The following is a 14,156-nucleotide window of genomic DNA, read 5'->3' as shown; positions in this document are numbered from 1 at the left end:
GGCCCCTCGGTGACCCGCCGGGCGTCCGCCAGATAGTCCTTGATCATGGGGGCGCGCTCGATGAACCGGTCCATGGCGGCCTCGGGGTCACGCGAGAGGACGCCGGCCTGGGAGCGGTTGACGACCGCGCCGACGCTGGTGAGGGTGTCGGTGAGGGGGATGTACCAGAACCAGCCGTCGTCCCACGCGCAGCACAGGATGTTGCCGGCGTCGGGTCCGGGCAGGCGCTTGCCGCCCTCGTAGTAGCCGTAGAGGGCCACGTTGCGGAAGAAGTCGGAGTAGTTGCGCCTGCCGACCGCGCGGGCGAGCCTGCTGTTGCTGCCGGAGGCGTCGACGACGAACCTGGCGGTGGTTTCGTGGAATCGGCCGTCCGCGTCCGACCAGCGCAGGCCGGTCACCCGGTCGCCCTCGGTCAGGGTGGCCACCGCCGCGCATTGTTCGCGTACGTCGACGCCGACCCTGCGGGCGTTGTCGAGCAGGATCTTGTCGAACTTCATCCGCTCGACCTGGTAGGCCGTGGAGGCGGGGCCGGACATCAGGGGGGAGTAGGCGAACAGGAAGTTCCAGGGCTCGGGGTTGGAGCCCCAGCGGAAGGTCCCGCCGCGCTTGGGCATGAACCCGGCCTTCTCCATCTCCTCGTGGACGCCGAGGAAGCGGCAGATCCCGTGGATCGTCGCCGGGAGCAGCGACTCGCCGATCTGGTGGCGGGGGAAGGACTCCTTCTCCAGCAGCAGCACGCGGTGGCCTGCCATCGCGACCAGGGCGGCCGTGGTGGAGCCGCCGGGACCGCCGCCGACCACGACGACGTCGAAGGAGGGGTTTTCGGGCAGGGGCATATGAGCTCTCCCTGGAGCTGAGGGCCGAAGCCGGGGTGCGGGGTGCGGCGTGCCCTACGAGGACACGGGGTGCGGGGTGCGGGGTGCGGGGTGTCCTTACGAGGACACGGTGCGCGTGCCCAGGTCCTTCTTGGACACCTTGCCGACGCCGGTCAGCGGGAAGGTGTCGACGAACTTGAAGCGGTCGGGGACCTTGTAGGCGGCGATGCCGCGCGCGTGCAGGAACGCGATGAGGTCGGCGGCGCTCGGGGCGGCGCCGCTGGGGATGACGTAGGCGCAGGAGCGCTCGCCGAGGAAGGGGTCGGGCAGGGCGACCAGGGCGGCGTCGTGCACGGCGGGGTGGGCGAGCAGGTGGTTCTCCACCTCCTCGGCGGCGATCTTCTCGCCGCCGCGGTTGATCTGGTCCTTGGCCCGGCCCTCGACGACGAGATAGCCGTCGGGACGCAGCCGGACCAGGTCTCCCGTACGGTAGAAGCCGTCCGGGGTGAAGGCCCTGGCGTTGTGCTCCTCGGCACGGTAGTAGCCGCGGATGGTGTACGGACCCCGGGCCAGAAGCTCGCCGGTCTCGCCCTCGGGCACTTCCCCGCCCTCCGGGTCGACGACGCGGAACTCGTCGCCCGGTGAGATGGGCCGGCCCTGGGTGTGCACGATGACCTCGTCGGGGTCGTCCAGGCGTGTGAAGCAGATCAGCCCCTCCGCCATGCCGAACGCCTGCTGCAGGGTGCACCCCAGTGTGGGCCGGATCCGTTGGGCGACCTCCGCGCTGCACTTGGCGCCGCCCACCTGGAGGACCCGCAGGCTGGACAGGTCGTGCCGGTCGGAGACGGCCTCCAGCCAGATCAGGGCCAGTGGAGGGACGACCGAGGTATGGGTGACGCCTTCGGCGGCGATGAGCGCGAACGCCACGTCCGGGCTGGGCAGTGGGGCGAGGACACAGGTCGCGCCGACGGCCACGGCGCCGATGACACCCGGTGAGACGAGGGGGAAGTTGTGGGCCATGGGCAGGGCGGCGAGGTAGACGCTGTCCTCGTCGAAACCGGCGGCGTCCGCGCAGGCCCGGGCAGTGTAGAGGTAGTCGGCGTGGGTGCGGGGGATGAGTTTGGGCAAGGCCGTGGTGCCGCCGGAGAGTTGGAGCAGTGCCACGTCACGCGGGGCGGGGCCCTCCATGTCGTCCGGCGCGGGGTCGTCGTACAGGTCCTCCAGGGGACGGCATCGGTCGTCGTCGGGCGAACCGCCCGTGGCGAGCACCCACTTGAGGGTCGGTACGGCGGTCCGCACCTGCTCGGCCAGCGCGAGGAAGTCGAACGCCCCGTCCGAGGCGGCCACCACGTAGGCGACCGCCTCGGTGGAGGCGGACAGATGGATGATCTCGCTGCTGCGCAGCGCGGGCAGGGCCAGCACGGGGACGGCCCCGATGCGGAACAGGGCGAAGCACACGTCATGGAACTCTGCGACGTTGGGCAGCTGTACGACGACCCGGTCTTCCCTGCGTACGCCCAGCCGCCGCAGTCCGGTGGCCAGCTGATCTGCGCGCCGGTCGAGTCGGGCGTACGACACTCTGCGGTTCCCGCACACCACGGCCGTCTTCGAACCATGGTGCCGGGCTTGGTCGCGCAGTACCGAACCCAGGGTGTCGTCACCCCAGAATCCTGCTGACCGGTAGCGCTCGGCGAATTCCTGCGGCCAGCTGGGACAGCCGGGAAGCACTCGCATCACCTCTTGTCCGTGCCGCCCCGAACGAGCGGGGCGATGTGGGCGGACGAGATCGACGTCGACCTCGGGAGGTGGTGATGGCAGGTTCACCTTAGCGAGCTGGCTGTACACGGTCAATGGCGGACAGCTACCGGACCGGTCACAGGGGCGTTGTGGCTGTGGAGACCGGCTCGGGCGTACATTCCATGAGCTGGCGTCCGGAAGGGGTACGCCCCACCGCCTCGGCCCGCAGGCCGGCCGACGCCGCCAGCGCGGTGAAGTCGGCGAGTGAACGCTCCCGTCCGCCGAGCGTGACCAGCATGCGCAGGTCCACGTCGGTGCGTGGATAGGCCACCTCTTCGTCGTCCAGGACCGGCTCGACGATCAGCAGCTTCCCGCCCTCGCCCAGGGCCTGGGCACAGCGTTCGAGGATCTGGGCCGCCTTCTCGTCGTTCCAGTCGTGCAGGACGCGGGAGAGCAGGTAGACGTCCGCGCCGGAAGGCAGCGGGTCGAAGAAGCTGCCGGGGTGGACGCTGATGCGGTCCGTCACCCCGGCCTCGGCCAGCACGGGTGCGGCCTGGGCGGTCGTCTCGGGCAGGTCCAGCAGGGTGCCGCGCAGGGCGGGGTGGGCCCGCAGGATCGCGGCCAGTTGGCGGCCGTTGCCGCCGCCGACGTCGACCACATGCTGCACGCCGTCCCAGGCGTACGCCTTGGCCACCTCGTCGGCGCCCACCCGCAACTGCGTGCTCATCAGGGCGGCGAAGGCGGCGCCGCGCTCGGGCTCGGCGGCGAGGTCCTGCCAGAAGTCGCGGCCGAAGAGCCCGTCGAAGGCCGGCCCGCCGGTCAGGACCGAGTCGAGCAGAGCGCTGAACGCCTGGTCCGAGCGGCCGAGCCCGCCCCGTAGGTCGAGCCAGTCCCGCAGCCCCGAGGCATGCCCGGCGCGCAGCGGTTCGCCGAGCTCGGTCATGGCGAAGACGCCGGGCTCGGGCTCGGTCAGCAGCCTCCGGGTCACCAGGTGGCGCAGCACGCGCTCCAGCGCGTCGCGGTCGGCGCCGGTCCGGGCGGCGAGGTCGACGGCCGGAGCGCTCCCGCCGTCGAGCAGATCCGGAATCCGCAGGGTGGCCAGGACCCGTACGGCGAACGGGGTGGCGACGTCGGACAGGGCGTAGAGGCGGGCCAGCAGGTCTCCCTCCTCGGGGGCGCCGAAGGCGTGGGCGAAACGCTCGCCCGGGTTCTCGTCGGTACGCATGGCGTGCTCCTCGAAGGTGTTGGGGGTGGGGGAGTCGGCGACGCCCGGCCGCTTCGCGCGGGGTCCGCCGTGTCGCGCGGGCCGGGGAGGGTACGGGGCGGCTTCCCGGCCGTGACGGCACGGGGCGGTTCTGTCGGCCGGACGTCGAAGCGGTTCTCCCGCCGGGACGGTGCAGCCGGGCCACACCTTGACGGCGGTCGGTCGTGGCGGCAACGGGGTCGGTTGATCGTCCTGGCTTGAACACGAGGTTGCGGACAGTGTCCGCAACCTCGTACTGTGCCGAAGAGCCGACAGCCGCACAAGAGATCGAGGACGTGACGTGAGCACCGAGCGGACAGAGGTGGAGAGCCCGGCCGGAGCCGGGTCGGGCGGACGCGCCGTGGTGGCCGCGCTGCTGCTGGCGGCGTTCGGTGCCAGCCTGGCGCAGACGGTGGTGGTCGCGGTCCTGCCCGGCCTGCAGGTGGACCTCGGTACCTCGTCGACCGGCGTGGCCTGGGTGCTGACCTCGTTCATGCTGGCCAGCGCCATCGCCGTGCCGATCGCCGGCCGGCTCGGGGACGCCCGCGGCTACCGGCGGGTTCTGGCCGGCTGTCTGACCTCGTTCGCGGTCGGCGCGCTGGTGGCGGCGCTGGGCACCCACGTGGGATCGCTCGGCGTGGTCATCACCGGGCGGGTTCTCCAGGGTGTCGCGGGCGGTGTCTTCCCGCTGGCCATGGGCATCGTCCGGACCGCCGTCGACCCCGTCCGCATCCCGCGCGTGGTGGCCGTGCTCAGCGCGATGTTCGGCGTCGGCGGCGCCGCCGGCATGGTGATCGCCGGCCCGCTCGTCGAGGCCTTCGGCACGGAGTCGCTGTCCTGGCTGACCGTCTGTCTCGCGGCTGCCGCGCTCGCGGGGGTCCGGTCCCTGCCGGCCGCCGGGGGAGTGGCCGGCGGCCGGATCGACCTGGCCGGAGCCGTGGTCCTCTCGGGTGCCCTGGTCTGCCTGCTCCTCGGTATCAGCGAGGGCAACACCTGGGGCTGGAAGTCGGCCGGAATCCTGTCCCTGTTCGTCGCCGCGGTCGTCCTGCTCGGTGTGTTCGCGGCCGTCGAACTTCGCTCGGCGGACCCGCTGATCGACCTCCGGCTGCTCAAGGTGCGCGCGTTCGCCGCCGCCAACCTGATCGCCTTCATCATCGGCGCCGCGATGTTCGGCTCCATCACGCTGATCCCGCGTTTCGTCGAGACGCCCGAGGTGAGCGGCTACGGCTTCACCCTCTCCGCCGCCGGTGCGGGCCTCGTGATGCTTCCCGTGGGTGTGCTCACCCTGATCGCAAGCCCGCTGTCCGGCCGGCTGACCGAGCGGTTCGGACCCCGGGTGCCGCTGTGTGCCGGGGCCGGATGCGCCGCTGTGGCGTTCGCCTGGCTCGCCGCCGCCCATGGCAGCGTGTGGGACTTCTACCTGACAGGTGTGCTGGTCGGCGCGGGCTACGGGCTGGCGTTCGCGGCCCTGGGCAATCTGGTGGTCGAATCGGTCGAGCCCCGCCACACAGGCGTAGCCGTCGGCGTCAACACCATCGTCCGTACGGTCGGAGGCGCCCTCGGCGCGCAGATCGCCTCAGCGATGCTCGCGGCCTCGCCCTCACCGAGGGTCCCCGCCCTGCCCGACGTGTCCGGCTACACGCGCGGCTTCGTCCTGTTCGCGCTCGTCGCCGTGGCCGCGCTCGTCGCCACCCTGGCCATGCCGCGCAGGGCCACCGCGCCGACGGCGGAACCCGGGACGACGCGGGTCTGAAGTCGTCGGTGGGCGCCGCTCCCGCACGGTCGGGTCAGGTGCCCTCGCACAACGGACAGCCGAGGGGATCGTGGGGCTCCGGGTCGGCCGGGGCCGGGCCGGACCCGGCGGAGCGGGCGCGGCGCTGGGGGGCCGAGCGCAGGCCTCCGATGAGAAGTTCGATCTCCGTCTCGTAGATCTCGTCCGCGGTGACCGTCTGGAGATGCGAGCCGACCTCCCGCAGTCGCGGCCACGCCTCCGCGGGCTGGGCCAGCGCGGCGGCCGTCATCCGCTCGGCCCGCTCCGGGCTGGTCAGGGCGGAGTGCAGCTCGCGGTGGACGCGCCCGACGAGGACGTCCACGACGGACTGGTAGTAGCGGGCGGACCAGTGCGCGTCGAAGCCCGCCTCGTCGAGGATGGACAGGATCGCCTCGGTCAGCTTCAGCACGCTGGGGCCGCGGTTGCCGCGCGTGACGATCAGATCCGTCAGACCTTTGTAGGCCAGCAGTTGGGAGCGCATCGCGCGGGCCAGCGCGCGCAGCCGTTCCTCCCAGGAACCCTCGTGGGCCTCCGGCACCGCAAGGTCGCGGTCGGCGATCGCGTCGGCCACCAGGTCGAGCAGGTCGTCCTTGTCGGAGATGTGGCGGTACAGCGCCATGCGGGAGACGCCGAGCCGGTCCGCCAGTCGACGAATGCTGAGCGCTTCCAGGCCTTCGTCCCGGGCGATGCCGAGCGCCGCGACCACGATCTGATCCCGGTTCAGCGTGCCCCACGGCAGTGGGGCTCGGGTATGCGTATGTTCCTGCCGGTCCATGAAGTGGAACGTACCCGACCGGCCGACGCGGGGCGCCCCCTGGGGCGGACACGGGTCAGGGGGCGCCACCATCCGTCCGGCGGAAGAGCTCTTCGAGCAACTTGCGGACGGCGTCCACATCTCGTAGATTTGCCCGCGGTGATGGCACACCCCCAGTCAACCCACTACGCGTTGCCGCTCGCCGGACGTCTCTCCTCCTCGTCCCGTGAAGCCCTCCACCGTGAGTCAGGAGCGGCGATCATGCGGCAGGTTGCCGGCTTCGGGACGGGGATGCCCCGGGTGCGCGGCCGTCTCCCTTCCCGTTCTCACGGATCTTCAGCTCTGTTCTCGCTTTCCTTCGCGCCGTCGTCGATACGGGGAGCCTGCAATGCGTGTGTTGCTCCTGAGCGGGCTCGGGCCTGCCTACATCAATTCCGCCTATCTGCGGGGTTCACTCTTCGAATCCCTCCGGAACGACCGGGTGAAGGAAGTGGTGCGCAGGGCTGGTCATCCGGACATCTCCCTGGATGACCTGACCTTCGCGCGTGACGGAAAGCAGTACGCGCTACTGCGCCCGCAGCGCACCTCCATCCCACATCTCACCACCTTCACGCTCGACTCCATTCTCCAGGACTCCGCCCACGATTTCGCGTCCGTGAACCTCCAGGACGTCTGGCAGCAGAAAGCCGAACCGCCCCCCGGCGACTTCGACGCCGTTCTGCTGTCGACCACGTACATCTGGAACGCGTCCATCCTGTCCGCCGCCATGCGCTGGATCACCCAAAACCTTCCGGACGTGCCCGTCATCGTCGGCGGCCAATTCACCAACCTCAAGTTCATGCAGGCGATGAGGGACCATCCGGAGATCGCCGCCGTGGTGCGCGGGGACGGCGAGGAGGCACTGCCGCACATCCTCGACGCCTTGGAGCGCCGTGATGGACTCGCCTTGGTCCCCAACGTCGTCTGGCGGGACGGCGACCGCGTCCGAGTCAACCCCGTCGAATACGTGGACATCGACGCCTTCCCCTCACCGGGATTTCCGGGAAAGGCGCCGATCGTCCCTTACGAGTCCATGCGGGGCTGCCCGTTCGACTGCAAGTTCTGTTCTTTCCCCGCGGCCTCCCCGAAATGGCGTTACAAATCCGCCGAGAAGATCCGCGACGACTGGATCTCCTACGGCGACAAGAACGGCGCCCGCATGATCTCGGCCATGGACTCGACGTTCACCATTCCGCCCACCCGGTTGCGCCGGCTCCTGGAAATACTGCCGGGCTCCGGAGTTCCCCGATGGGAGGGATACAGCAGGGCGAACACCATCAGTTCGGCCGAACTCGTGGACAGCCTCGTCGAGTCGAACTGTGTCCAGCTGCATCTCGGTTTCGAGTCCATGAACGACGACACGCTCAAACGGATGAGCAAGCGGGTGAGCGTCAAACAGAATCGCCGGGCGATGGAACTGCTCAGCAGCAGTGGGCTGTCGTACGAGATCTTCTTCATCGTCGGATATCCGGGTGAGACCCCGGAGATGTTCGAGGACACCCGTGCGTATCTCGTGGACGAATTCGTCGGGTACTTCCAGCTGAGCCGGTTCTCCATCACGGACGAGACGATGCCGTTGTGGCAGGACCGTCAGGAACTGCGGATCGAGGCCGACGATCCCAGCGATCCGGCGTCGGCGTGGTCCCACATCGGGATGGAGAGTGCGCAGGCCGACCGTTTGCAGGCCGACACGCTGGACCAGGTTCGCCTGCGCAACGACAAGGCGGTGTACCTGCTGTGGCAGCGCCAGTACCAGCACGAGCTGATGCCCGACCGCGACCGGTGGACCAACATCGCGGTGGAGAAGGCCGTCGATCGGCTCGCCATGGCCCCCCGGGACCACGACGACCTCGACCGGGCCGCTCACGAGGTGCGCGTCCAGCTGGCACGGCTGCGCGCCCACGGCGTCGAACTGGCCCCGGACGGAAGCGAGTTGTGCCGCGAGGCGATCTGACCACGTCGCCGGCGGCCCCTCCGCACCACAGCTGAGCCGACGGCCCCGCCGTCCGCTCCCGAGCTGCCGTCCGGCCCTTCCGACGCCCGAGCTGCTCCTCCCCTCCGCCTGCCTTGCCCGGATCGCGCTCCACGACGCGGCCGCCGCCCGCCCCACCACCCGCCGCGTGGAGCCGTGCGCCCTCGTGCCGATGGCGCATCCCCCTCCACCCACCTGACGTACCCCTGGAGTGACGTATATGACCCAGAGCATGCCCCGGGACCGGGCCGCATGGGAGGACGTGGTCCGCCGGGCCGTGGCCGAGTACGTGGACGGCGCGGTCGACGACGCCGGGCCCGACGACAGCTTCATCGGCCTCGGCCTGGACTCACTGGCGATGATGCGGGTGGCCGCGCACTGGCAGAACCAGGGCATCGAGGTCGCCTTCTCGGACCTGGCGGCGCGGCCCACCCCGCGCGGCTGGGCCGAGGTGCTGCACCGGCTGACCAGCGGCGACGCGGAACCCGAGGGTCCGCGGGAGGACGTGGATCGGGCGGCGCCCTTCCCCCTCACACCGGTACAGCAGGCGTACTGGATCGGGCGCCGCGACGGGGTCGAGATGGGCGGAGTCGGCTGTCACGCCTACTTCGAGTTCATCTGCCAGGACGTGGACCCCGAGCGGCTCGACCGGGCGGTGGCCGCGCTGATGGACCGGCACGACATGCTGCGGGCCGCGTTCCTCGACGACGGGCGGCAGCAGATCCTGCCGCCCGGCCGGTGGCCCGGGCTGACCGTCGACGACCTGCGCGACCTCGACGAGGTCCGGCGGGACCAGTGGCTGACGGAGTTGCGCGACGAGCTCTCCCACCGGCGCCCGGCGGTGGAGCGCGGCGAGGTCTTCGGCGTGCGGCTCGCCCTGCTGCCCGAGGGCCGCAGCCGGCTCTACGTCGACGTCGACCTGCTCGTGGCCGATGTGCTCAGCGTGCAGATCGTGCTGTCCGACCTGGCGAGCCTGTACGCGGCTCCGGACACGGCCCTGCCCGAGATCGGCATCACCTTCCCCGCTTACCTGGCGGACCAGCGGACCCGGCGCGATCCCGGGAAGGCCCGCGCCTTCTGGCAGCGGCGGCTGCCCGAACTGCCGCAGGCCCCGCAGCTGCCCCTGGCGACGGATCCCGGGCGGATCACCGAGCCCCGGTTCGTGCGGCGGTCGGGCCGGCTGACGGCGGACGAGTGGTACCGCCTGCGCGAGCGGGCCCGTGCCCACGGCCTCACCCCCTCCATGGCGGTGGCCACGGCCTTCGCCCACGTCCTCGCGGTGTGGAGCGGCCGGCCCCGGCTGCTGCTGAACCTTCCCCTGTTCAACCGGCGCAGCAGCCACCCCGGGGTGCCGCACATGGTGGCCGACTTCACCGACCTGGTCCTGCTCGACATCGACCTCTCCGGCGACGACGGCTTCGCCGGCCAGGCCCGGCGCGTACAGGAGCGCTTCCAGGAGAACACCGCCCACGCCGACTACTCCGGCATCGACGTGCTGCGCGACCTGGCCCGCAGCCATGGCGGCACGTTCACCGCGCCCGTCGTGTTCGCCAGCAACCTCGGACGGGAACTGGTCGACGAACGGTTCCGCACCCACCTCGGCGAGCTCGACTGGATGATCTCCCAGACCCCGCAGTGCTGGCTGGACCACCAGCTCTACGAGGACGACGAGGGCATGGAGGCGGTCTGGGACGCGGTCGACGCACTCTTCCCCCAGGGCCTCCTCGACGACATGTTCGACGCCTATCTGCGCCTGCTGCGGCAACTGGCCGCCGAGGACGCGAACTGGGACCACCCCGTGGTACCCACCCTTCCGCAGCGGCAGCTCCGGGTGCGCGAGGAGGCCAACGCCACCGCCGCCCCCGTCCCCTCGGCGCTCCTGCACGAGGGCGTCCTCGCCCAGGCGCGGCACACCCCCGACCGGCCCGCCGTGATCAGCGGCGACCGGGTGCTGACGTACGGCGAACTGGCGGCGCGGGCGGCGGGCGTGGCCGAGCACCTCCGGGCGGGCGGCTGCGCCCCGGGCGACCGGATCGGCGTCCTCATGGACAAGGGCTGGGAACAGGTCGTCGCGGTGCTCGGTGTCCTCGCGGCGGGCGGCGCCTACGTCCCGCTCGGTCCGGAGCAGCCGCCCGAGCGGCGGGACCGGATGCTCACCGACGCCGGGATCCGGCAGCTCCTCACCCAGTCCTGGCTCCCCGTCCCCGACAGCGATGCGCTGGAACGATGTTCGCTCCTACCGGTCGATACCGTCGCCCCGGCCGACCTCGGGAACCCGGCCGCCCTCGCGGCCACGCCCGCCCGCCGATGTTCCCCCGACGACCTCGCCTACGTGATCTACACCTCCGGCTCGACCGGCACGCCCAAGGGCGTGATGATCTCGCACCGCAGCGCGGTCAACACGATCGAGGACATCAACCGGCGCTACGGCGTGGACGGACAGGACCGCGTGCTCGGCCTCGCCGGACTCGGCTTCGACCTGTCCGTCTACGACGTCTTCGGCCCGCTCGCGGTCGGCGCCGCCCTCGTCCTGCCCGACCCCGAGCGCCGCGGCGACCCCTCCCACTGGGCCGACCTGATATCCCGTCACGGCGTCACGCTGTGGAACTCGGTCCCCGCCCAGCTCCTGATGCTCGACCGCTTCCTCGACGACACCCCCGAAGTGATCCTGCCGAGCCCGAGGGTGGCGCTCCTCAGCGGCGACTGGATCCCGGTCACCCTGCCCGACTCGATCCGCGCCAAGGTGCCGTCCCTCGCGCTGTACAGTCTCGGCGGTGCCACGGAGGCGGCCATCTGGTCCATCGAGCACCCCATCGGCAAGGTCGACCGCGACTGGCGCAGCATCCCCTACGGCAAGCCGCTCGCCAACCAGCGCTTCCACGTCCTGGACGACCGGCTGCGGCACAGCCCTGAGTGGGTGCCCGGCGAGCTGTTCATCGCCGGCACCGGAGTCGCCCTCGGCTACCTCGGCGACCCGGAGAAGACCGCCGAGCGGTTCCTGGACCACCCGGTCACCGGTGAACGCCTCTACCGCACGGGCGACCTGGGGCGCTATCTGCCCGACGGGACCATCGAGTTCCTGGGCCGTACCGACTCCCAGGTGAAGATCCGCGGGCACCGTATCGAACTCGCCGAGATCGAGGCCGTACTCGAACGGCACCCCGATGTCGCCGAGGCCCGGCTCGTGGTCGACGGCACGGACGCCTTCGACCGCCGACTCGCCGCGTTCGTGACACCGGCGCGGGCGCCCGGTGCCGCCGCGGCCACCGGGACCGACCTGAGTACGACCCTGTGTACGACGGCGCACACCGAGGCGTCCCGGGTCGCGTCCCTGACCGACACGGACGGGCTGCGCACCTTCGCGCGGACCCTCAAGAAGGCGGTGCTGCTGTCCATCGCCGAGGCCCTGAATCAGCTGCTGCCGGGCGAGTTCGCCCCCGGAGCTTCGGGGCTCACCGGCGACGAGGCAGCCGGACGGTCGGGCGCAGACCCCCGCCACCACCGGCTGCTGCGCCGCTGGCTGGCCGCGCTCACCCGCGCCGGAGTACTCCTCCGGGAAGAGAAGGACGGCCGCTACCACACGCTGCGCGCGGTGTCGGAGCGGGACGCCGAGGCGGCGTGGCAGCAGGTACTGAAGGCTCCCGACCTGAGGCTGTGGCCCGAGGAGGTGCTGCGCCTCTTCCGGACCAGCGCGGGTCATCTGCCCGCCCTGATGCGGGGCGAGGTCGACCAGGTGCACCTGCTGTTCCCGGAAGGCAGTTCACGGACCGCGATCGCCGCCTTCACCGAGAGCCTGATCGTCCGCTATCTGAACCGGGCCGTGGCCACCGTCCTCGGTGAACTGGCCCGACGCCACGAGGGGCCGGGGCCGCTGCGGATCCTGGAGATCGGAGCCGGCGTCGGCGGCACCAGCGCGGACGCCTTCGAGGCACTGTCGGGACACGACGTCGAGTACCTGTTCACCGACGTCTCGCCGTTCTTCCTCGACGAGGCCCGACAGCGTTTCTCGGACCGGGACTTCGTGCACTACGCGCTCTACGACATGGAGCGGGATCCCTGGACACAGGGCCTGCGGACGGGCTCGTACGACGTCGTCGTGGCCGCGAACGTCCTGCACAACACCCGCGACGCCGACGCACTCCTCGTAAGACTCAGGGAGTTGCTCGCCCCGCAGGGCCACCTCGTGTTCACCGAACTCACCGACGAGATACCGGAGATGCTCATCTCCATGGAGTTCCTGGCCGGGGCCGCGGACCACGGGGGCGACTTCACGGACGTCCGCGCCGGCTCGGACCGCTTCCTGTTCTCCCGCACCGAGTGGCGGGACCTGCTGGCCCGCGCCGACGGCACCGGCGTGTTCAGCCTCCCCGGCGAGTCCGACGGCCTCGCCCAGCTCGGCCAGAGCATGCTGGCGGCCCGCTTCAAGGCCGACCGGGCACAGCTGTCGGCGGACGGGCTGTCGGAGCACCTGGCACGGCACCTGCCCGGCCACATGGTCCCCGAACGGCTGGAGATCCTCGACGCGATCCCGCTCACCGCCAACGGCAAGGTCGACCACGCCGCGCTGCGTGCCCGCCTGGCTGCCGGGGCAGCGGGCGGGGACGACCGCAGGCACACGCCGCCCAGGGGTGACCTGGAGATACGTGTCGCCGCGCTGTGGGCCGACAGCCTGGGGGTCCACGAGGTGCCCCGCGACCGGGACTTCTTCTCCCTCGGCGGTGACTCACTGCTGGTGACCCGGCTGGTCGGCCGCCTGCGCGCCGACGTTCCCGAACTCGCCGGGCACGACTTCGACACCCTGCTGCGGGCCCTGATGGACCGCACCACGGTCGCCGGTCTGGCCGCACTCGGGACGGAGGCCGGGCGATGACCGTGTCGGCGTCCACCGTCCCACGCCTGCTGACCTGCCACACCCACCACGGGCCGCCGCCCAGGACGAGGCTCGTCTGCTTCCCGCACGCGGGCGCGCCCGGCACCTTCTTCTCGTCCTGGGCCCACGCCCTCCCGGCCCACGTCGAACTCGTCACGGTCCGCTACACGCCGCGTCCCGAGGAGAACCTGACCGACCTCGCCTCCCGCGCCGCCCGGGAACTGAGCGCCCTCCCCAGGCGTCCCTCCGCCCTGTTCGGACACAGCCTGGGAGCCGTGGTGGCCTACGAGACGGCCCGCTCCTGGGAAGCGCTCGGTCACCCCCCGCTTCCCCTGTTCGTCTCCGGCGCGCCGTCCCCCGGCGACCACCGCCCCGACGGCCTGCACCTGCGGCCGGAGGACGACCTCGTCCGCGTGCTGCGCCGGTTGGGCGGCACGGCGGCGGAGATCCTCGAAGACCCGGAGCTGCGCTCGGTCTGGCTGCCCGACATCCGCCGGGACTTCCGGCTCCTCGACACCTACCGGTATGCCGAGGGCCGCCTCCTGCGTTCCCCGGTCATGGCCCTGACCGGGCGGGACGATCCCGAGGCGCCGCTCGACAGCGTCCGACGCTGGCGGTCGTACACCGCGTCCTCCTTCGAGCTGTTCACCTTCCCCGGCGGCCACTTCTACCTGGTCGAGGAGCAGGAGCGGCTCGTGGGCGAGGTGCTGCGCCGACTCGCTCCGGGCGGGGCCGCTTCGGCCGGGCAGGCGGCACCATGACGGACGGACGGGCCGTCGCGTGCGCGCCGCCGGCGGACGGTCTCCACGGCGAGTTCACCGACCGCGTCGTCATGGTGCGCGCCCGCCACATCACCCTGCACGACCTGTACGTCGACGGCGGGGCCACCCTGCGCGCCTGACACGCCGTTCCGGGGCGTCGCCCCGCGCTCCGGAACGGCCGTCGCACGACAGGC

Annotated in this window: 9 protein-coding genes; 5 read left to right on the top strand and 4 right to left on the bottom strand. The window is 71.5% G+C overall.

The window, feature by feature from the left end:
• From ACZ3KJ_RS20000 to ACZ3KJ_RS19990, 3 genes are all read right to left on the bottom strand, one after another.
• A partial coding sequence (locus tag ACZ3KJ_RS20000; RefSeq protein WP_467528600.1) for a tryptophan 7-halogenase occupies positions 1–836 on the bottom strand: 836 nt, incomplete at its 3' end.
• A gap of 96 nt (positions 837–932) precedes the next feature.
• Entirely contained in the window at positions 933–2,549 is a 1,617-nt protein-coding gene (locus tag ACZ3KJ_RS19995; RefSeq protein ID WP_467528599.1) for a (2,3-dihydroxybenzoyl)adenylate synthase, read from the bottom strand.
• Between the two features lie 139 nt (positions 2,550–2,688).
• Positions 2,689–3,777, bottom strand: coding sequence for a methyltransferase (locus ACZ3KJ_RS19990; protein ID WP_467528597.1), 1,089 nt, complete (start codon positions 3,775–3,777; stop codon positions 2,689–2,691).
• Between the two features lie 319 nt (positions 3,778–4,096).
• Between ACZ3KJ_RS19990 and ACZ3KJ_RS19985 the strand changes: the two genes are divergently transcribed.
• The gene (locus ACZ3KJ_RS19985; RefSeq protein ID WP_467528596.1) at positions 4,097–5,548 is read left to right on the top strand and encodes an MFS transporter; all 1,452 of its coding nucleotides are present in this window, start codon (positions 4,097–4,099) and stop codon (positions 5,546–5,548) included.
• Positions 5,549–5,582: 34 nt separating this feature from the next.
• Here ACZ3KJ_RS19985 and ACZ3KJ_RS19980 read toward each other — a convergent pair whose 3' ends face one another.
• Entirely contained in the window at positions 5,583–6,341 is a 759-nt protein-coding gene (locus tag ACZ3KJ_RS19980; RefSeq protein ID WP_467528595.1) for a TetR/AcrR family transcriptional regulator, read from the bottom strand.
• A 367-nt stretch (positions 6,342–6,708) separates the two neighbouring features.
• On the opposite strand from ACZ3KJ_RS19980, the gene ACZ3KJ_RS19975 reads away from it, so the two are divergent.
• The 4 genes from ACZ3KJ_RS19975 to ACZ3KJ_RS19960 all read left to right on the top strand — a co-directional run bounded on the left by ACZ3KJ_RS19975 (position 6,709) and on the right by ACZ3KJ_RS19960 (position 14,102).
• Complete coding sequence (locus tag ACZ3KJ_RS19975; RefSeq protein ID WP_467528594.1) at positions 6,709–8,313, top strand: B12-binding domain-containing radical SAM protein; 1,605 nt, start codon at positions 6,709–6,711, stop codon at positions 8,311–8,313.
• Between the two features lie 238 nt (positions 8,314–8,551).
• Positions 8,552–13,201 carry a non-ribosomal peptide synthetase gene (locus ACZ3KJ_RS19970; protein WP_467528592.1) on the top strand — a complete coding sequence of 1,550 codons (4,650 nt, stop codon included), beginning with the start codon at positions 8,552–8,554 and terminating at the stop codon, positions 13,199–13,201.
• Entirely contained in the window at positions 13,198–13,962 is a 765-nt protein-coding gene (locus ACZ3KJ_RS19965; RefSeq protein WP_467528590.1) for a thioesterase II family protein, read from the top strand. Before ACZ3KJ_RS19970 ends, ACZ3KJ_RS19965 begins: the two co-directional genes overlap by 4 nt.
• Entirely contained in the window at positions 13,959–14,102 is a 144-nt protein-coding gene (locus ACZ3KJ_RS19960) for a hypothetical protein (RefSeq protein ID WP_467528589.1), read from the top strand. Before ACZ3KJ_RS19965 ends, ACZ3KJ_RS19960 begins: the two co-directional genes overlap by 4 nt.
• Positions 14,103–14,156: the final 54 nt, after the last annotated feature.

The sequence above is a fragment of the Streptomyces sp. NPDC003248 genome, from assembly GCF_055563235.1.
This window is presented reverse-complemented; position numbering and strand designations above follow the sequence as displayed.